Here is a 20,286-nt window from a genome sequence, read left to right as displayed (position 1 = left end):
CTTGGTACGTAGTGATCTCAGTTAGAGTGGGAAGGATGGATCAACAATGGAACGAACGTTCCACACGTTTCTGCGATAAAGATCCTCCCAGCGGCGGGCTTCCTCTTCGGTGTAGGAAAAGAACCCATGACCCGAGCGAACGCCATCGGCGTGGCTCTCAATCATCTTCTGCATCGTGGGAGGCAATTCTGCCGTAGCGGATAGCGTCGGCAGAACATCGCGCATTGCCCGGCCATAAAGGGCAGGTCCCCCTGTGAGGTCCATCCATCGGAAAGGCCCACAGACACTGGCCCAAAGGCCGATGGAATTGCGGAAGGAGATATCAATTGTTTCAGCGTCGGCAACACCTTGCTCAAGTAGAAAGCAGGCTTCACGGTACAAGGCGTAGCCAAGGCGATTTGCCAGGAAGCCAGGCATATCCTGATGGACGACGCAAGGTTCTTTGCCAAAGGTGCGCGCAAGCGCGGATACCTGCTCGAGAATCCCACTGCTGGTTTGATTGCCGGGAATGATTTCCAGAAAACGGGTTGCATGTGCTGGTTCAGCCCAGTGCATACCGACGAATCGCTCCGGGTGCTTGCGATTCTGTTGCAGTCGCGCAATAGGAATTGCAGAGGTATTGCTTGCAATGGGGGTTTCAGAAGAAATGGCTTGCTCGATTTCATCGAAGAGCCTGGATTTAGCTTCAAATGATTCAGTGATGGATTCGATGATGAAGTCGCAACTGGAGAAATCTGCAACGGAACTCGCGGGCTGAAAATTTTGCTCCCACGTTTCGCGCAGAGACGCTGGAAAGCTGGCGTACTGAATAAGTTCTTCAATGGACTGAGCAATGATTTGCCGAGCAAGCACGAACTCTTCGGAAGAAGGGGTGTAGGCTATAACACGCAGATCATGGGCCAGCAAGCAGGTAGCAATGCCGCGACCAAGCAGGCCCAGCCCAGCGAGTCCAAAGGTTTGTTTCATCAGATGCTGCTCCTTCTCTACTGAACGCAACCTCGAGCAGCTACCTTCCAGATGAGTTCTACCTCATCATTACGGATGCCGTAGATGCGATCATGCATGTTGATGGTTGTGCATACATGGTTGGGCACAACACGAAGTCGCTCACCGAGACGGTAAGTCCGAGAGCTGGAAGTAATGTCGAGATGGCCGTGTTCTTCAGACATCGCATAAAAAATTGCGTTCTGGTCTTCGAGGACAACTCCGCAGCCTTTATTGTTTCCAGTGAGAAGGCGATCTGAAGAGAAGGTCTTCGAGCCGCCGTCAAAAATGGCACGTCCCGGGACAGCAGTACTGATGACGGTCGTGAGCACGGTGAGCGCGCAGTCGGCCAGCGCTGCGAATCCACCTTCAACAAGATTGCGATCGTTAAGCGGATACATGCCCGGTCGAATCTCTGTCAGATGATGGAACTCATGCGAACGATAGGCCGTCGGGCTGGATCCTCCGCTGACGGTATTGACAGTCAGCCCCGATTTACGCAGGGCCTCGACGGATGCATCAACACGATCGTTGACTTCCTGGAGCAGAGCATTCTGTGCTTCGGTGGGAACGAACATGTGGCCTGGATAAAACATCAGGCCATCGAATGTGATCCCGGGAAGACGGTCGATAAGCTGGGCCAACTCAACAGCGGCTTGTGGCGTTTGTACACCGCAGCGGCCGAAGCCGACATCAATTTCTACGAGGACGTTGAGATGATGTGCGGTGGCTGAGGCTGCGCGTGACAGGCATTCTGCCGCGTCGGCCGAATCGATGGAGATGGAGGTGCGAGCGTGCTCGCAGAGTTCAATAAGTGAATTGGCCTTTGTATCAGAAACGATGGGGTAGGCGAGGAGGATATCGTCAATACCACCGATTGCCATAACGCGCGCTTCGCTGACCTTTGCGGCAGTAATGCCCATTGCTCCATGAGCTTTCTGCAGGCGCGCAAGCTCTGGAATCTTATGTGTCTTAATATGCGGCCGCAGAGCTATACCGGTCTTAGCGCAGTATTCCGACATGCGCCTGAGGTTACGCTCTAATACGTCGAGATCGAGAAGAAGAGAGGGTGTATCAAGCTCGCTGATATGCATCGTTCATATAACCACAGGTATGAGAGATAGAAAGAGCGGTTTGTTTAAGCCGCTCGGCAAGAAGAGGCAGGTTTTCAGGAACAATCTGGCGTATGGTTCCGGCAATGCTGATTGCTGCAAGAACAGTACCGGATTCGTTGAAGATGGGGGCGCCTAAGCAACGCCAGCCCAACTCATCTTCCTCATCGTCAATCGAGTACATGCGCCAGCGAACAGTCTCGAAATCCTGTTGCAGCTTGCGCAGGGAGACGATGGTATTTTCGTTGTGACGAGGAAAACGCCGGGTGCGATGGATCTTCTCCAGCTCTTCCGAAGGCATGTAGGCGCCAAGAACTTTGCCAATTCCTGTGCAGTGGATTTCCATGCGCTTGCCGCGCCAGGTAGCAAGTCCCGTAGAGTTGGGTGGGTTGTATTTGCCTACGAGTACAGCTTCGTGGTGTTCAAGCACGCCCATGTGCACAGTGAGTCGCGTCTGCTCCATCAACTGGACGAGGTAGGGCGCAGCCTGTTCGCGAATGCTTAGCCCGCTGAGCGAGGCGTTCGCCAGGCCGAAGAGTTTGGCGCTGAAGACATAGCGTCCTGTCGTCGGGCTGCGATGAAGATAGCGGGTGCGCTCCAGCGTCAACAGGAGACAATGCAGCGAGCTTTTGGGCATGTTGGAGGCCTCAACCAGTTGAGAGAGGGAGAGTCCATTTTTCGAACGGGCAAGCAACTCAAGTAAGGCAAGCGCGCGTTCGACTGAGGGAACCGATGGAGTCTTGCTAGTCGCCATGGCTAGGTTCTCCTATAGAAGCAAAATTCAATTCATTCTTTAGATATATGTGCTCCGCAGCAGATGTATGCCTGGAGACATCGAAAGACCCCGCAATGAGACGTCCCTCCAACAGCACGAGCTCGATTCCCTGTGGTGTCACGGCAGGATTCTGATAAGAAGCAGATGTACCGATTCTATCGGGATCAAAAACGGTGATATCTGCAAAGTATCCCTGCTTCAGTTGTCCGCGCCTCGTCAGTCCAATGCGGCGTGCCGCTCCCACAGTGATCTTGTGGATTGCTTCAGGCAAAGTGAGCCAGCGCTTTTCGCGGCAGATCTCACCTAGAAGCAGGGGGAAGGTTCCGTAAAGACGGGGATGAGGCCTGTCTTTGACATAGAATCCATCCGAAATGATGGAGCACAACGGGTGCGTGAGAAGTTGACGCAGATTCTCTTCGCTTTGGTTGAAGGCAACAATGTTGACCTTGCCTTTTTCTTCCAACAGAAGATCGAGGAGTAAGGACTCAGGGGTACATCCTCGGTCACTAGCGATCTCTTCAAGGTTTTTGCCGATGAGCGCCTGATTCGCCGTAGATTCAAGCGAGGAGACAAAGATATCGCTCCACTTCTGCGCCGTTTCTTCCCTCAGGTAGCTCTCAAGCTTATGCCGTTCGGACGAAGCTTGAAGGCAACGCATGAGCCCGTCGGTACCCTGATCGAGACTGCTCTGGGGCAGAAGCTGCGTCATGACGGTGCTGCCGGCGAGATAGGGATAGCTGTCGAAGGCAACATCGATACCTTCGGCTCGTGCGTCTTCAATCTGCTTCAGTGCGGCGTCCTGCTTGTGCCAGTTGCGTTGGCCTACAGCCTGAAGATGGGAAATCTGAAGGCGGCATTGCGCCTTTCGGGCAAGGTTAATTTGCTCCTCGATCGCTTCATTGAGGAGCCACGAATAGCTACGCATGTGCGTGGTATAGAGCTTTCCATGACCGGCAACGACGCGACAAAGGCGTAGCAATTCCTGCTCTGTAGCTGCCGATCCGGGAGCGTACATAAGTCCAGTTGAAAAACCGCATGCGCCTTGTGCGAGTGCTTCATCGAGCACAGCTTCCATGCGGCTGATCTGATCTTCTTTGGCTGGGCCTGTGTGCGTGCCGCAGACCGCAGTGCGAAGGCTTCCATGCCCAACAAGAACCTCAGGATGGGCGACAGTGCAGTTGGCGTGAAGATTCGTCAGATATTCTGCTGCGTTCGGCCATGTTTCCTTACCGTTGAGGATGCCATCATTCTGCTCGCTCAGCATTGTCTGATAGGGGCCGGATGGGAAGGGAGAGAACCCGCAGTTGCCAACGACTTCCGTCGTGACTCCCTGATTCAGTTTTTCGCGACGATTCTCTTTGAGCTTGAGATCGGAATGACTATGCAGATCTACGAATCCGGGGGCTGCGACGAGTCCCTGCAAATCGACGATTCGTGCGCCGGACGGTTCTTCGAAAGAGCCAATGGCCGCGATCTCTTTATCGCACACAAGAATGCTGCCAACGTAGGGTGCGTTGCCGGTGCCGTCAAGGATCGTCGCGTTTCGTAGGACCAGCACAGCTCAATCGCTCCATTGTGAAATAGGTGGCAACTTGGGAGGAGTCTAGACAACAGGGACACCCCCTGTATGCCGATAAAACCTGTCTGCAGGGAACCTTGTCCAATAGGCTGGACGAGAGGGCCTGCCATAGTCAAGCTGGGTTTTAGCGAAATTCAGGCTCGGATGTAGGCTAACGCTCAAGCTGGAGGGGTTTTGTGATCGATTGTCATACGCATTTGTGGAAGGCGGAAGATTGGGGAGAAGAGATCGAGCGCGAGGCGACGATTGCTCGTGGCGCACCAGCCATGATTGAGATATCCGAAGAAGAGCATTGGGAGGCGATGAAGCCTGTGGAACGGGCTATCGTCTTTGGCTTCCACTCAAAGCATCTGGGACTGATCGTTCCGAACCAGCGGATACATGATTATGTAGCCAAACATCCTGAGAAGCTGATTGGCTTCGCATGCCTGGATCCGCATGAGCCGGATTATCTCGAGGAGATGCGGCACTGCTTCCTGAAGCAAAGCTTCCTTGGCTTGAAACTGGCTCCCATCTATCAGAACTACCATCCGATGGATGAGCGAATGCAACCGGTCTATGCTTTTTGCGAGAAGCAGGGCATCCCTGTCCTGATTCATCAGGGAACGACCTTCCCGCGTCGCGCTCCATTGAAATATGCGTTGCCGATCCAGATTGAAGATGTTGCGTTGCAGTATCCGGGATTGAAGATTGTGATCGCGCACATGGGGCATCCGTGGGTTGCAGACACCGTAGTGCTGATTCGCAAGCAGCCGAATGTGTTTGCCGATATCTCAGCCTTGTACTACAGGCCGTGGCAGTTCTATAACGCCCTCATGTTGGCACAGGAGTACGGCGTGGGCCATAAGCTTCTTCTGGGATCCGATTATCCGTTCACAACACCGGGAGATACAGCAGATGCCCTGCGCAACGTCAACCACATCACTGGAACATCCGGGTTACCGCGCATAGAGAACGCCCTGATCGAAGGGATGTTGGATAGAGATACGCTTAGTCTTTTAGGCATCGAAGCATAAATACGTGTCCATGATTCTGAACATTTATGTCGCTTGCGGAGAGTAAGGCTGTGCGAGCGGTATAGCATTGCGATACATTGCCCGGAATATGAATAACCTGAATCGACGAGATCTGCTTCGCCTGATGCCTGCAGCTGCCTTGGCATCTACAAGCGGTATGATTGCGCAAACCGCCAATATCAACGCGCAGGATGCCAATACGCCTTTGACCGAAAAGGTGGCATATGCACAGCGTCCTCCAAAAGAAGTGCGTGGAATCTGGATCCATCCGGAGCGTTACTTTAGCGCAGATTCTGCAGAGGGCCGCAAACAGGTACGCAGCCTGGTGCAGCGTTTCGCTCGCGCCAACTTCAACCTCCTGTTGCCGTGGACGACCAGCGGCTATCTGGCGGCATTGGACTCCACTACTTATCAGAAGACGCATCCTACAGCGACGTGGGATGCGCTTGGTGTGTTAATTGAGGAGGCGGCCCGAGAGGGAATCGATGTTGACCTCTGGTATAGCTTTACGGATTATCGCCAGCCAAACAGTCCTGAGTTTGACCCATCGGTTGGAGGGAATCCACAGTGGTCTGCCAGGCGGTTGGATGAAGTTGTACCCGATGCAAAGACGGGAAAGCTCGCGGAGCCTCGGCATGACAATGTGTGTCCACAATATGCTGGCGCGCGCACCTGGCAAAAGGCTCTGCTGGTGAAAACGCTTCGGCGGTATGCAAAGGTTCACGGACTGCATATCGAGGAACCCGGTTACAGGCAGCGCGGCTATTGTCTGTGTGACTTGTGCCGTAAGGTTTATGGCGAGCTGCATAGTAAAGACCTAACGGTCGATCTCGACTCATCCGAGGCGGAAGACTTTCGAACAATCGGAACCAGTGCCTTTATGAGCGAAATGCGTGATGAGATGCAAAAGAACTTCCCGCGCGTCGTCTATTCCGCAAATGGCGGTCCCGACTGGCGTCACGATCGCAAGCGTGGCCGAGACTGGGGAAGGTGGGCTCTCTCAGGCTGGCTGCAGTACTATGCTCCGCAGGTCTATGAACCAAGGCTTTCCGATTTCCGCGAGCAGTTGCAGCTGACTGTCAACGACATTGGCAAGGCGTGTTCCATATATGCCGGCATTGCCCTCGATTGGAGCACCGGTAAGAACACGGTTCCAGGAGTGATCGAGGACATCGAAGCCGCGAGATCGCTGGGATGCCCCGGGTTGCTGTTCTTTCACGGTGCAGTCTTTACCGATCAGGTGTGCGATGCTCTGCGCGCTGGTCCTTTCAAGCGCCCAGCTTAGTGTTGTGCTCGAATCGATTCCAACGTTGGACTTGGGTCGCCTTGTTTGAAGGGATGCATGGCGGCCCACGTACGTTGTTGGAAGCTTCTCCAATATTCCTGTTCCGCCGACCAGCGAGCCAATGCAGATTCCAGCCGGAACGGACGATATTGCTCTAGCCACTGCTGTTTATATTCATCCTTCAGCTTGCCGGAGAGATCAAATAAATCTCCTACGCGGCTATGATTGCGAGCGCTGACCTCCCTCCCTAGTCTGTACTCGAGATCATCGAGGGACGGGTGATCGGGAAGTGCCGCGAACATAGCCGCAATCTCATGAGCGCTTTGATAACGCAGTCCAACATAATCGAGAGTTTGGGCAGCGAACAGCCACCCCTCCAGATTGCCGGCGGGATCTGTTCCGTTGCCTTGCAGTTTAATGGCTTTGATCAGGTTTGTTTCGGCTTCTTCCGCAGCTAGGCGGCAGTTATGGAGTTCTTCTAAATGATTTGCAGTATGGGCGAGCGCGGCAGGTGTTAGAGGATCGTCCCACATGCGGAACGCGGTTTCCTGGCCAAGCGCTTTTTGCAGAGAAGTTTGTGCGCGACCCAATGCCGAAAGAGCGGTTGCTATATCTGGAGCGATTGTCTGCGGAAAGAAGAGTGAGGCGTAATTTTCGAAAAAGTGAGTGCGATCCATCGGCATGCTCTGCCATGCAGCGGCTGCTCCATAGACCATTGCGGGCTCAGCCGTACGATGAAGCGGTAGCGCGGAGTCAGACCAAACCGTATTGACCATGCCGAGCGAACCTGCCTTTCGGCCTGCAAGAACGAATCCGTCGATATTAATAAAGCTTGTCGCAAAGTCAGTAGTCACTTCCTCCCAGTCGGCGATACCAGTAGCCACAATGGAAGGAATATGGTGCTGCACAAAGGGCTGCATTAGGTTTGAGTAATCGCCGCGAGCAGCGTAGAACCAGGGAACGGCAATAGCATTTCCTGGAAGATGGTCGGCAAGTTCAGGGTACCGATTGAAAATATAGGCGCCTTCATCGATATCGGCCCAAAAGAGCGGGCGCTTGTTCAGGCTCGCTGCCAACCTGGATGTAGCGTGCAGATGATCAAGCCAAAGGTCTTCTGGCTTTTTCTTTGCTTTGTTAGGCACATCGGAGCGCTCCAATTCAAACGGCTCATCGAAGCCGAGATGAATCCAGGGACTGGGAAATAGAGCGGCAATCTGGCGTACCCATGATTCAAGCAAAGGCTGCACTTCTAAGGCTGTTGGATCGATTTCACCGCCATGAGGAACCGCAGCCAGTGAGGCGTACTTCTCAAGCCTTAACACGTCGTGCAGATGTCCGTAAAGCTCGATGCACGGAATAACGTCGATATGCCGTTGCCGCGCATATTCAATGACATGTGCTATCTGTTCACGAGACCACGATGAACCATACTGCAGAAGAGGTTCATTCTGAATGAAGCCTGTCTCGGAGTACCAGTAATACTGGTTCACTTTGAAGCGCGCCAGCAGATCGATCTGCCGTTCTACCTCCGGCATCGTCTGTACTGCGCCGTGGCTCATATCCATCATGAAGCCGCGGTAAGGCATTGCTGGCCAGTCTTGAATTTCTATGAAGGGAAGAGAATGCTGTTCGGGCGAAGTTTCCAAAAGCTGACGTACGGTCTGTACCGCATAAAAAAGACTCGCTGACGATTTGCCTTCCAGCAGAATCCCCTTTTCGTTGATAAAGATGCGATAGGCTTCACGCGAATCCTTCCCTGGCTTTTCTCCATCCTGAGGCAGTGCTGCGCCTTGTTTCAGGTCGACGAGGCGAACCTGTAAGCTGCCTGCCGATGTGCCAGGACGATGTGCGCAGGCCAAGGAGAGAGTCTTTTTTAGTTCCATCAACGCAAATCGATCTTCGTCAAGCGACAGTTCCTTGGAATCGATTGCGAGCTGTTTACGGCAAATATCGACTTGTCCGTTGCCGTAGGTAATCTGCTGGGGTTCCGGGAGCAGCATCGGATGCGCTTGCGCAGAGAGCGTGACAGTAATGGCACAGAAAAAAACAGCGCAAGGAACGGCGGAACGTCTTGAGTAGCAAGAGATAAAGGATTTCATAGGGAAGAAAGTCTTCTATTGGTGCCTGTGATGGCCGTACTGACTGTTAGCCGAGAATACTCCTTCATCTTTGCGACAGAGGGATGAAGCTCGACGAAATCCAATCCAAGTTGTCCATGCCAATGGACAACTTAGGTCCTTGAGCTAACAGAAGTCTGTACCGATGCGTAGCGATAGCGAGAGAGTGATGTATCGCAGCTAGGGAAGAAGATGTTCTTCGCAAGCAGAGAAGCACGCTGCGAGATGTTCGGAGGCCAGTGGTCATGTGGTCGATGTTGCTGCACAGAATCTCAAGTGTAAGGATACGTTCTATGCATCGTACTGCGTTTATTCGTGCTCTATTCTTGTGTTTACTTTGTCTCCCAGGTTTGCTGTCGGCGCAAACTACAACCGGATCGCTTACCGGACTCATTACTGATGCCACAGGCGCGGCAGTGATTGGCGCAAAGGTCACAGCGCGTAATGTCAACACCAATGCGATAACCGAAGCAGAGACCGATGGTGAGGGACAATACCGGATCATCAATCTTCCCGCCTCGGTGTATGAGGTTACGGTCACAGCTCATGGATTCCGAACAGCAACATTGCAGCAGGTAAGGCTGCTTTTGAATGCGATTGTCCGTAACGACATTGCCCTTTCTGTCGGCCAACCGGATCAAAAGGTTGAGGTAACGGCAGCTCCTGCAACAATCACTACAGATAGCTCTTCTCTCGCGTCGGTAATTGATACGCAGGCCGCCGAACGGCTTCCATTGAATGGGCGCACCATCGATCGATTGATTGTCTTCTCTGCGGGCAACACCAACGATAGCGCTTCATCGCCGCAGCTTTCTGGCGGATTGCGGTGGGGAGGCTCCTACTTCACAGTTGACGGCGGAAACTTTAATGATCTGGGCAACGGTGCCGGTGCCTATTCCTACGCAACCAACCTGACGACCATGCCTTCAACGGAAACGATTCAGGAGATGAAGATCGAATCCAATATGGCGAAGGCCGAAAGTGAAGGCGCGGCGGCTATCTCGATCATTACGCGATCGGGAACAAATCAATTTCACGGTCGTATTTACGAGTTCAACCGTAACCGCGCCCTTGCCGCCCGCAATTACTTCCTGCCGTCTACAGCGGTGAAGCCTCCCTACAACAGGAACGAGTTCGGAGTAACCTTTGGTGGGCCGATTATCCATGACAAGACATTTTTCTTTGTCAGTTATGAAGGGTTGATTCAGCGTACGAACAGCACGGTATCTCTTCCCGTGGCAACAGACGCCATGAGGAACGGCAATTTCACCGGCTTGGGCACAATCACCGATCCGCTTACGGGCTTGCCCTTCGCTGGAAATCAGATTCCTACTTCCAGGATAGATGCCAGATCGCAGGCTCTGTTGGGATACTATCCGCATGCCAATCTTGCGGGTAGTGGAGCGGCGGGCACGGGCATCAACTACACCGCAGCTGTCGGTACGAAATATAACGTACAGCGCGGGACCTTGAAGCTGGATCACCAGCTCAACTCCAAGCACACCATTACGGTAGGTGGCATCTACTCCATCGGCGATCCCTACTTCGTCTCGTTGGGAACACCGGCAAACTACGGCAACTTCAGCAATGCAGGCTATACGACGCAGTCTGCCTTTGCGCGCGATACCTACGTCATCACTCCTCACCTGCTAAACGAAGCGCGCTATGGCTATCTGAGCCATCGCAGTGTTCGCGTCGGCCAGAACACAGGTTTTGACCCAAGCACGCTCTTCCCATCGCTTTACGGGCCATTTTCAGTAGGAGGTCTGCCGAACGTTTCAATGACAGGTCTCGCAGGGCTTGGCGACTACGGCGGCAGCGGACACTCGCCGGAAACGGTACAGCAGTTGACTGATAACTTTACCTGGTCAAAAGGAGCGCATACTTTCAAAGCGGGTGCCAACATCAATTTCGATTCAATCGCCATCAAAGCGGGTACCAGCGCGAATGTGCTGGGTAACTTTGGATTCACCGGAAAATACACCTGGTATAACGCAGCCACTTCTGGTGCAGCGACTCCGCGTGCAGAAAATGCCTTTGCCGACTTTCTGTTGGGCTATCTCAATAGCAGTACGCGCGCGGCTCCTCAGATTCCTATCTACCTTCGTTACCAGCAGTATGGTTTTTATGCTCAGGACGATTGGAACGTTACGCCTCGCCTGGTTCTGAATATCGGCATGCGGTATAACCTGCAGACTTCGCCGCAGGAACAGAACGGTGACTTTACCAACTTTGATTTCAATAGTGGTAAGTTCGTCATTCGCAGTAGTGGCGGAAATCTTCCTAAGAACGTGAACCAGACTGTGCTGGGAATGTATCCCTATATCACTTCAGAGCAGAATGGCTGGGGTAGTGATGTATTAACAACCGACAAGAAGGATTTCGGACCACGCTTTGGCTTTGCGTACCGTCCTAATGGTTTTGACAAGACGGTTATTCGCGGTGGCTACGGCATCTTCTATAACTTCGTGCCTCCTTACATCGGCATACGGCAGATCTCTCAGCTGAATTTTCCCTTTGTTCTGACGCAGAGTTACTTGTCCACCTCGTCACTAACTCCTTCGCTGACATTTGCCAACCCATTTCCAGGGACTGGTACGGTTACGGGAAATCCGACGGTCTACGCAGTCAATCGTGATCTGAAGAATGCACGCTCGCAGCAGTGGAACCTCTCCATCGAGCAGCAATTGATGGACGGGATAGGGCTACGCATCTCCTATGTTGGCAACAAGGCGACCCAGGCACCCTGGTATCTGTACAACAAGAATCTTCCAGTGTTGCAGCCAACCAGCTCGCTTCAAGCGATTCGTCCCTATCAGCCCTGGGCCGACATCCCCAGCCTGATCACGAAAGGCGCTTCCTTCACGAATCAGCTTCAGGTGGAAGTGACTCGGCATACCTCGAAGGGAGTGTTTCTGCAGGGTAGCTACACCTGGGGCAAGTCTCTGGATAACGTGCCGATCGCTGCCAGTCCGCAGAATCCTTATCGCCCACAGGACGATAAAGGAAATGCAGATGGCACGCGTCAGCACAACGTCTTCCTCAATGCGAGCTGGGACCTGCCGCTTCATGGAACTGGTTTTGTAGGTGGCTTTATCAATGGATGGTCGATCGCGGGCATGTCTCAGTTCCGCTCCGGCGCTCCATTTACGCCTACATTTTCTAACGGCTTGGCGGGATGGTACGCCACGCGCGCAAATGTGACGGCAACAGATCCATACGCTGGAGCGCATACTCTTAGTCGGTGGTTCAATCCTGCCGCGTTCTCCGTACCGGCTCCCTACACGTTCGGAAATGCACGTAGAAACAGCTTGATTGGCCCGAGAGAAAGCTCGATCGATCTCAGCTTGCAGAAGACAACGACGCTGTACTACGAGAGGCTGAAGCTTCAGATTCGTGCCGATGCCTTCAATGCGCCCAATCATCCTAGCTTCAGCAGCCCGAGTTCTAATATTTCGGCGGCCACTGCTGGAAAAATCTCCAGCACAAACCTCGATAACAGAACTGTGCAGCTCGGAGCAAAACTCTCGTTCTAACCCTGTATTGAGTCACTTCATAGCTGCCGTCCAGAAATGTGGACGGCAGCTATTTCCAACTCACGAAATTTGCGTGAGTGAATCGGAGCGCGACCTATAGTTCCACTTAGGCCATGCGGCCTGTTGAGAATCGAAAATGCCCTTATTTGCGAAATCAGAAGAAATCCTTAAGCGCAATCAGCGCTCAATTCCTGGCGGAGTCGTTTCAACAAACCGGGCAGTCGATCCTCCGATCGTCTTCGAGCGAGGCGAGGGAGCCTGGATGTGGGATGCCGATGGGAACAGATATCTGGATTACCACGCTGCTTTTGGTCCTTATGTTCTCGGCCATAACGATCCTTATGTGAACGAGGCTGTTCTTCGCGTTCTGCAGGACAAGGCAAGTTTGTTTGGATCAGGAACGACAGAGCTGGAAGGCAAGCTGGCCCAGCTGATTTGCGATTCGGTTCCCTTTGTTGAAGCGGTTCAGCTGCTGAACACGGGGAGCGAAGCGACCTATCAGGCTATTCGTTTGGCCCGCGCCGCTACCGGAAGAAAACATATTCTGAAGCCGCAGGGCGGCTATCACGGCTGGCACAACGATGTCGCCTTCAATCTGATGACTCCGCTTTCGCAGCTTGGGGATCGCCGTGTCGCTGATGAGTACCCCCGCATTCCTATCAGCGCGGGCATTCCCGAGGAGCACCAGTCCCTAGTGCATGCCATTAATTTCAATGACCTGGCTTCCGTAGAGGCGATGTGTGAGAGATATCCTGTGGCCGCGCTCATCGTAGAGCCGATTCTGCAGAACATCGGCGTCGTACATCCTCGGGAAGGTTATCTGCAGGGCCTGCGCGCGCTTGCCGATAAGCATGGCTTTGTATTGATCTTCGATGAGGTGAAGACCGGATTTCGTCACGCTTTGGGTGGCTATTCAACGCTAAGCGGTGTGCGCCCAGACCTTGTTGTTTACGGGAAGGCCATCGCAAATGGTTTTCCCATCTCTGCGCTGGCCGGCAAGCGTTCTCTCATGAATTTGTTTGTCGATGCAGACTCTACGCGCCGCGTCTTGCTCGCAGGAACTTATAACGGACACCCGGTGCCCGTAGCCGCTGCGATTGCCACGATGGAGCGGCTCGCAGAAGACGATGGAGAGGTCTACCGGCATCTTGATCGTCTTGGTAAGCGAGTTCAGGCGGGCATGGAAGAGATATTTAGATCAGTAGGAATTACGGCGCATATTGCGAGGCAGGGATCGGCCTTCTGCCCGTATTTCATGGACCATCTTCCCAAGGATTGGCACGATCTTGCGCAGCATCATGACTTTGATTTCGACTTGCGTCTCCGCCGCGAGCTGCTCGATCATGAAGTTTATTTTTTCCAGCTTGCGGTAAAGCAGTGTTCGCTTTCAGCCGCGCATACCGATGCGGATGTAGACTTTACGTTAGAGAGCGTAAAGTCCGCATTGAAGTCGGTGTTGACTGTAGCCTCATAATCCTGCTGAACCATTGCGACGAATGAGGGACCTCCTACTTGTCAATGGGCTGCTTGCCGATGGAAGTGGCAGCCCGCTACACCGCGCCGATATTCTGCTGCGTGGTGGAAAGATTGAAGCGATCTCGCCCGGTGAGATACCCGGAGAGGCCGAAGTGCTGAACTGCGCAGGACTGGTTGTAGCTCCGGGCTTTATCGACGCGCATAGCCATTCCGATCTCCAGGTGCTGCAAAAGCGCAAAGAAAAACTTCATCAGGGCGTTACGAGTGAGATCGTCGGCAACTGCGGCTTCTCGCCATATCCATGCGGACAACATGCTGCTGAGCTGCGGGCCTTTGCGAATGGAATTTTTTGCGGCGATGATAGCTGGGGCTGGCCGGACGCTGAGTCATATCTCGCCAGTCTAAGGGCACATGCTACGTTGGGCTCGATTGGTTCGTTGATTGGTCACGGCAGCTTGCGCATCGCCGTTTGCGGCAATCGAATGGGACCGGTGACTCCGAAAGAGCTGGATAAGATGGAATGCCTTCTGGACGAGTCTCTGGCTGCAGGAGCCACAGGCTTCTCGACTGGGCTAATGTATGCTCCGGGATCGAGCGCCGACGTCGAGGAGCTGGATCGTCTGTGTCGTGTCGTGACGCGCCGCAATAAGGTTTATTGCACACATATGCGTGACTATGGCCGGTATCTGCTGGAAGCAGTCGAAGAGCAGATAGTTCTGGCGCGTCGTACTGGGTGCCGATTACAGATTTCTCATTTGCAGGCCGTAGGCAAGTCGAATCGTTCACTCAATGGGCGCGCGCTGGAACGGATTGAGGCGGCTCATAAAGAAGGAATTGATCTTGCCTTTGATTGCTATCCATATATTGCTGGCAGCACCGTGATGACGCAGCTTCTGCCGCAGCATGCGCTCGATGGTGGCACGGCTGCTTTGATGGAGCGACTGAAAGATCGCCAACTACGTAAACAGCTACGAGAAGAGACGCTAGCCGGAATCGTCCATGAATGGGATGAGCTCTATATCAGCGCCGTAGGCTCCTCTGTAAATGCCGACGCCGTAGGGAAAAATCTCAAAGAAATTGCAGAGCTTCGCGGCTGCAATCCTATAGAAGCCATGTTTGATCTTCTCCTGGAAGAGGAAGGGGAGGTCAATATTCTGGAATTCAATCAGAGTCAGGAAAATCTGCAGCGAAATATCACGCATCCATTGAGCATCGTGATTAGCGACGGATTCTATGTGAAAGGGCGCCCGCACCCTCGGTTGTATGGCACCTTCGCTGAATTGCTGGGAACTCTATGCCGGGAAAAGCAGTGGCTGCCGCTTGAAACCGCGATTTATAAGATAACGGGCTTCCCCGCCGAGCGTTTCCGCTTGCAGGATCGTGGATATCTACGCAGTGGGTATGCGGCAGATGTCGTAGCGTTCGATCCGGCCAGCATAGAGAGTCGGGCTACGTACGACAGTCCTGAGCACTCACCGATTGGGATTCACTATGTGATCCGTCAGGGCCAACTTCTTTTGCCGGAGTCTTATCAAGCAGCGTAATCAATAGCGTGCTGCTTACTACAAGCAGGCCTCCAAGGATGGCCCCTTTCCCTATACGCTCGTGCAGCCAGAAAGCTGCGATGGGAATGCCAAAGAAAGCGATGAGATAGTTGGAAAGGGCCGCCTGAATGGCATCAAGCGACTTCAGCGCCTTGAGGAAAAGAATCATCGACAGGCATGTGTGAAACAGCGTCAGCAGAGTAAGCCCGAGCCAGGTTTGGTGTGTGAACTGTGGAATGGCGACGAAGCTGTTTCTCTCCAGCAGCAAGACAAACGGCGTCATCATTGCTGTCAGAACAACATAAGTCCAGAAGAGCATCTCCATCGGAGAATGCCACTCCAACGCCCGCTTGCCATAGGAGTTATAGAAGGAGCTGCCAAGGATCGCCAAAAACACAAGAGCATTCCCGAAGAGCTGGCCGCGGCTAAAGCTTGCCGCGCGAATGTCGCTGCTCGAGCAAAGAACCACACCGACCAATGCAACCGCAAAGCTAAGCCACCGCAGCGGAGTCATCTTTTCATGCAGAAACAATACAGCGGCAAGCGCCGTGGTCAGAGGTAGCAGCAGAGTAAGCAGCGCTGCATTCGTAGCAAGCGAAATGCGCGTGCCCCACGTCATAAGAAGCTGACCGGGAACAACGCCAATGAGCCCCAGCATCAGGTACAAGCGAACGATATTTCCGCGTCCGGGACGAGGCATGGAATCAGGGTGGGCTCGCCTCTCATGAATAACAATCGGCAAGAGGATAAGCAGCGAAAGCAGCGTCGGAAACCAGACGGTGAACAGTGGTCCCACCTGGCCCTGCACAAGCTTGATGCAGGTAAACTGAAGCGCCCACATCAGGTTGCATAGAAAGAGTAGGGACCATGAAAGAAATTTTGACTGTGCTTGCATCAGTCCGCCTTATATTTTTCTGCGAGCCGCTTCATATCGTATGTAAAGTCCACCCAATCCTTCTTCCATCGTTTAGACGAACTGTGTGTGTAAGGATAAAATCCCTTCCTGTTGCTAATGCCCTCCGCCTTCTTCTTTTGCATCTGTTTCATAAGGCGCGGTACTGTCTTCGTATCCGAAAGCTCAGGCAGAAGCCCTTCCATGACGGCTGCATAGGCAGGAATTCCGGTCAGGTCCATCCAGCGGAAGGGGCCTGCGAGAAGCGCCCACCACCCAATATCGTTGCGAAAGGAGCGGTCCACATCCGCAATATCGGCGATGCCCGCTTCGACCAGATGGCACGCCTCGCGCATCATGGCATACATCAGGCGATTCGAAAGAAAGCCGCGGATATCCTGCTTCAGTACGACAGGCTCCTTGCCGCAGGATCGGCCAAATTTTTCGGCATAGCGAATAACCGAGGGAGCTGTGTGCTCGCCAGGAATAATTTCCAGGTAATGCATAATTTCGGCAGGCTCTCCCCAGTGCATTCCTATCATGCGTGATGGATGTAGGCGGCCTTGCTGAAGCGATGTAATGGGCAAACTTGAAGTATTCGAGGCAATAATCGCTTTCGTGGGAAGAATCGACTCAAGTTGTGCGTAGATTCCTCGCTTGAGCTCAAGATCTTCTGCGACCGATTCAATAACGAGCGCGCATTCGGCAAGCCCTTCCGGCGAAGTAACGACGTGATACTGCTGCTGCCAGTCTGCAAGCCTCCTTGCGGGCAGCAACTTCCTCTTATGAAGTTCAGTCAAAGCATGGGATATATGCTTTAGACTCCCTTTGCGCTGTGTCGCGCTAATATCGAAGCCAACCACTTCAAAGCCGTTTGCGAGCAGGCAGCTGGCAATGCCGCGGCCCATCAGACCCAATCCCACGATGCCAATACGTTGTACCGATCGCGAGCGCATCGCTTTGCGCGAGGTTGTTGTCGTTGAAGAGAGTCTTTTTGCCATGAGACTCATTCTTGGTGGGCGATAACAGCTCCGTCAATCTCCGTTGTTGGTCGCATGGGGCCTCATCCAGCCGGCTGGACGAGGTGGCCGCACTGGAGATGCAAGTCATTGTCGGAGCCATGCGCCGATTGCTATACAAGCTAAAAGCCAAGGAGACGACATCATGTCTGGAACTGTAATTAAGAATCCCAAGCGCGCTGCGAGCACAGGCGCCTATTCGGATGGAATTCTGGTAGATGGCTGGCTCTTTGTCAGCGGACAGGGGCCTATTGATGTTGCGACTGGCCAGGTGATCCCCGGAAGCATCGAAGAGGAAGTGCGCGTAACGCTCCGCAATCTCGGCGAAGTTCTCGCGGCAGCCGGATGCAGCTACAAGGACGTCGTACGTTGCACCTGCCACCTGGCCCGCATTGAAGACTTCGATCGTTTCAACGAGACATATCAGGAATTCTTCTCGCAGCCTCTGCCTACACGCACCACAGTGCAATCGGTTTTAGGCCTCGGCATTAAAGTTGAAATCGATGCAATCGCGCGTGTTCCCTCGCAGGCTAAGGAAAGCCGCTGATGGCCGACACGATGCAGATCGGAGTTGCAAGCCAGGTCATTACGCCTCCGCTCGGTTCTCAGATGGCGGGCTTCGATGCACGCAAGGGCGTATCCGACGGAGTGCATGACGACCTGCACGCTCACGCCATGATTCTCGAGAGCGGCGAAACGCGCATCGCTCTGGTCAGCATCGAAGTGATTGCCGTTTCAGCAGATTTCTCGCGACGGGTACGAAGACGGATTGAGACATCCATCGGAATCCCCGCAGGGCATATCCTTCTCTCGGCAACGCACACGCATTGCGGCCCGGTTACCCTGCATCACTTTTTCAATCAGGGCCAATCTTTAGATGAAGAATATTTAGAGCACATGGCGCATGCAGTAGTATCTGCTGTCGAAGCAGCGTGGCGCTCCAGGAAACCGCGGCAATTACGAACAGGGCTGGCTCCTTGCGATGGCATTGCAGTAAATCGTCGCACAAATGATGGCACCCCCGTGGACCCGTTTGCTGGGGTTTTGTTGGTTGAGGAACTCGATGGGACCACCGTTGCCGTTGCCGTAAATTACGCATGTCATACGACGGTCCTTGGTCCGGATACGCTGAAAACTACACAGGACTTTCCGTTTTTCACGCTGGAGCGCTTGCGGCAGCAGCTGGGGGCAAATGTAAAGGCATTTTACTTTAATGGAGCTGAAGGAGATCTCAGTGTCGGTCACAAGAGTGATCTCAGCGCTGTAGGCGTGGTGGACTCTTTCCGTACCTTCGCTACGGCCCAGCGGTTGGGAGAGCGTCTTGCAGATTCCGTTCTCCTTTCGCTGCCGAGCCTTCAGTTACAGCCTGCATCGCTGGAGATACAGGTGGCAGAAGTGAATCTGCCTCTCAAGACCTATCCTCCCGTTGAGGCGATGTCCGCCGCTCGCGAGCAGGCTCTGCGAGATTTAGAGGCTATGGGCCCCCCGGCTAAAGACCAGCCCATTTCCCCGGCCTTCCTGAGGGCTAAACAGAAGTATCTCTTTGCGCGTATCGAAGAATATTACGCAAGGCTTTATGCAGAATCGCACTACCCTGAGCCGAAGCAGCTTCCGGTTGAGGTCATTGTGCTGCGAATCGGAAATCTTGGGATCGTCTCATTGCCCGGGGAGATCTTCGTCCAGCTCGCACTCAACGTTCGTGCCCGGTCCCCCCTGCAGCAGACATTATTCTTCGGTCTGACGAACGATTACATCGGCTACCTGCCTGATATGAAAGCCAACCCCCAGGCTGGCTACGAGGTCGTTGCGGCCCGTGTGCCAGGAGAGGCCATGCAGATACTCGAGTCCGCTATCGATAGCATGCTTAACAAAGTTGCAAATGCGCATCCGCATGGAGTGGTGTAGATGAAGCAGGATCGTATGATTCGGCTCGGTGTCATCGGTCTTGGCATCATGGGTCGTCAGTATGTTCGGATCTATCAGGAAAACTGCAGCAACTGCGAAGTAGTGGCCGTTGCTGCCCGTAACCCCGAACGCACACAAAAAATCGCCAATGAGTTTGGCATCGAGCGCGCTTATACCGACTGGCGCCAGATAACGCAGGCGAAAGACATTGATGCCGTTTGCGTAGCATTGCCGGATGACGAACACTTCGCTGCTGCCAGTGATGCGATAGCGCATGGCAAGCATGTCCTGATCGAAAAGCCGATGACGACAAGCTTGGCAGAGGCAGACGACCTGGTCGATCTCGTGGAGAGGCATCAGGTGAAAGTGCAGGTTGCATTCAACCATCGCTGGCTGGCTCCTTACAACCAGGGATATCAGGCCATCCAGCAGGGTGCGATCGGCCTGCCGCTCTGCGCCTATGCACGTAAAAACGACACAATTTACGTTCCTACCGAATTCATCAATTGGGCCCACAAGACAACTCCTGCGTGGTTTCTCAGCTGTCACGATATCGATCTCGTACGCTGGTTCTTTGCCGACGAGCCGGTTGAGGTACGTGCGCTTGGAGTTAAGAAGGTGCTGATGGAGCGTGGGATTGATACATACGACATGATTCAGGCGCAAGTAAGTTTTGCCAGGGGAGGCATGGCAACCTTCGAATCGGGATGGATCTATCCCAACAGTTTTCCCACGATGGTCGATTCCTTCATCGAGGTTGTAGGAGAAAGCGGACATCTTCACTTTGACCGCAAGCGCGAAGGCATCGAGATCAGTACGAACGAAAAATTCTCCTATCCCAAAACATTTCTGTCGCAAGACATCTTCGGACGTTTGCGTGGTGCGTTTCCCGCATGTCTTGAGGATTTCCTGCGGTGTATCCGTGAGGATCGCGCTCCGGCCGTCGGCGTGCGTGACGGGCGTCAGGTCACGGCAGTACTGACAGCTATTCACGAATCACTCGCATCCGGGCAAGTAGTGAAGGTGCCCTCCCGCACAAAGTAATT

Annotated in this window: 16 protein-coding genes; 8 read left to right on the top strand and 8 right to left on the bottom strand. The window is 53.5% G+C overall.

Annotation, left to right across the window (positions count from 1 at the left end; translation table 11 throughout):
- Positions 1 to 21 precede the first annotated feature (21 nt).
- The 4 genes from KFE13_RS08615 to KFE13_RS08600 are packed head-to-tail and all read right to left on the bottom strand — an operon-like array spanning position 22 to position 4,429.
- Positions 22 to 966: a 3-hydroxyacyl-CoA dehydrogenase family protein gene (locus tag KFE13_RS08615; RefSeq protein WP_260706758.1), complete on the bottom strand. Its 945-nt coding sequence runs from the start codon at positions 964 to 966 to the stop codon at positions 22 to 24.
- A 17-nt stretch (positions 967 to 983) separates the two neighbouring features.
- Positions 984 to 2,078: an alanine racemase gene (locus KFE13_RS08610; RefSeq protein WP_260706757.1), complete on the bottom strand. Its 1,095-nt coding sequence runs from the start codon at positions 2,076 to 2,078 to the stop codon at positions 984 to 986.
- Positions 2,059 to 2,850: an IclR family transcriptional regulator gene (locus KFE13_RS08605; RefSeq protein WP_260706756.1), complete on the bottom strand. Its 792-nt coding sequence runs from the start codon at positions 2,848 to 2,850 to the stop codon at positions 2,059 to 2,061. The genes KFE13_RS08610 and KFE13_RS08605 overlap by 20 nt, the downstream gene beginning before the upstream one ends.
- The gene (locus tag KFE13_RS08600) at positions 2,840 to 4,429 is read right to left on the bottom strand and encodes an N-acyl-D-amino-acid deacylase family protein (RefSeq protein ID WP_260706755.1); all 1,590 of its coding nucleotides are present in this window, start codon (positions 4,427 to 4,429) and stop codon (positions 2,840 to 2,842) included. The genes KFE13_RS08605 and KFE13_RS08600 overlap by 11 nt, the downstream gene beginning before the upstream one ends.
- 197 nt (positions 4,430 to 4,626) lie before the next feature.
- On the opposite strand from KFE13_RS08600, the gene KFE13_RS08595 reads away from it, so the two are divergent.
- Together KFE13_RS08595 and KFE13_RS08590 are read left to right on the top strand one after the other, a co-directional pair.
- Complete coding sequence (locus tag KFE13_RS08595) at positions 4,627 to 5,466, top strand: amidohydrolase family protein (RefSeq protein ID WP_260706754.1); 840 nt, start codon at positions 4,627 to 4,629, stop codon at positions 5,464 to 5,466.
- Positions 5,467 to 5,590: 124 nt separating this feature from the next.
- Positions 5,591 to 6,751 (top strand): family 10 glycosylhydrolase, encoded by a 1,161-nt coding sequence (locus tag KFE13_RS08590; protein ID WP_260706753.1) that lies wholly within the window; start codon positions 5,591 to 5,593, stop codon positions 6,749 to 6,751.
- Here the strand turns inward: KFE13_RS08590 and KFE13_RS08585 are convergent.
- Positions 6,748 to 8,850: a beta-N-acetylhexosaminidase gene (locus KFE13_RS08585; protein ID WP_260706752.1), complete on the bottom strand. Its 2,103-nt coding sequence runs from the start codon at positions 8,848 to 8,850 to the stop codon at positions 6,748 to 6,750. The two genes, KFE13_RS08590 and KFE13_RS08585, sit on opposite strands and share 4 nt — an antisense overlap.
- A gap of 311 nt (positions 8,851 to 9,161) precedes the next feature.
- On the opposite strand from KFE13_RS08585, the gene KFE13_RS08580 reads away from it, so the two are divergent.
- The gene (locus KFE13_RS08580) at positions 9,162 to 12,404 is read left to right on the top strand and encodes a TonB-dependent receptor (protein WP_260706751.1); all 3,243 of its coding nucleotides are present in this window, start codon (positions 9,162 to 9,164) and stop codon (positions 12,402 to 12,404) included.
- A gap of 136 nt (positions 12,405 to 12,540) precedes the next feature.
- Entirely contained in the window at positions 12,541 to 13,878 is a 1,338-nt protein-coding gene (locus KFE13_RS08575) for an aspartate aminotransferase family protein (RefSeq protein WP_260706750.1), read from the top strand.
- 76 nt (positions 13,879 to 13,954) lie between these two features.
- Here the strand turns inward: KFE13_RS08575 and KFE13_RS08570 are convergent, their stop codons facing one another.
- Positions 13,955 to 14,089, bottom strand: a complete 135-nt coding sequence (locus KFE13_RS08570) for a hypothetical protein (RefSeq protein WP_260707013.1) — start codon at positions 14,087 to 14,089, stop codon at positions 13,955 to 13,957.
- Between KFE13_RS08570 and KFE13_RS08565 the strand changes: the two genes are divergently transcribed.
- Complete coding sequence (locus KFE13_RS08565; protein WP_260706749.1) at positions 14,033 to 15,424, top strand: N-acyl-D-amino-acid deacylase family protein; 1,392 nt, start codon at positions 14,033 to 14,035, stop codon at positions 15,422 to 15,424. The genes KFE13_RS08570 and KFE13_RS08565 overlap by 57 nt on opposite strands.
- On the opposite strand, the gene KFE13_RS08560 is transcribed toward KFE13_RS08565, so the two are convergent.
- Together KFE13_RS08560 and KFE13_RS08555 are read right to left on the bottom strand one after the other, a co-directional pair.
- Complete coding sequence (locus tag KFE13_RS08560) at positions 15,330 to 16,265, bottom strand: DMT family transporter (protein ID WP_260706748.1); 936 nt, start codon at positions 16,263 to 16,265, stop codon at positions 15,330 to 15,332. The two genes, KFE13_RS08565 and KFE13_RS08560, sit on opposite strands and share 95 nt — an antisense overlap.
- 53 nt (positions 16,266 to 16,318) lie before the next feature.
- Positions 16,319 to 17,317, bottom strand: coding sequence for a 3-hydroxyacyl-CoA dehydrogenase family protein (locus tag KFE13_RS08555; protein WP_260706747.1), 999 nt, complete (start codon positions 17,315 to 17,317; stop codon positions 16,319 to 16,321).
- A 163-nt stretch (positions 17,318 to 17,480) separates the two neighbouring features.
- Here KFE13_RS08555 and KFE13_RS08550 point away from each other — a divergent pair, with 163 nt between their 5' ends.
- Genes KFE13_RS08550 through KFE13_RS08540 form a run of 3 tightly spaced genes read left to right on the top strand, consistent with a single transcriptional unit; the run spans position 17,481 to position 20,284 of the window.
- Positions 17,481 to 17,882, top strand: a complete 402-nt coding sequence (locus tag KFE13_RS08550) for a RidA family protein (RefSeq protein WP_260706746.1) — start codon at positions 17,481 to 17,483, stop codon at positions 17,880 to 17,882.
- Positions 17,882 to 19,240: a neutral/alkaline non-lysosomal ceramidase N-terminal domain-containing protein gene (locus KFE13_RS08545; protein ID WP_260706745.1), complete on the top strand. Its 1,359-nt coding sequence runs from the start codon at positions 17,882 to 17,884 to the stop codon at positions 19,238 to 19,240. Before KFE13_RS08550 ends, KFE13_RS08545 begins: the two co-directional genes overlap by 1 nt.
- Positions 19,241 to 20,284, top strand: coding sequence for a Gfo/Idh/MocA family protein (locus tag KFE13_RS08540; protein ID WP_260706744.1), 1,044 nt, complete (start codon positions 19,241 to 19,243; stop codon positions 20,282 to 20,284).
- The last annotated feature ends 2 nt before the right edge of the window (positions 20,285 to 20,286 follow it).

The organism is Edaphobacter flagellatus, from assembly GCF_025264665.1.
GTDB classification, from domain to species: Bacteria; Acidobacteriota; Terriglobia; order Terriglobales; family Acidobacteriaceae; genus Edaphobacter; species Edaphobacter flagellatus.
This window is presented reverse-complemented; position numbering and strand designations above follow the sequence as displayed.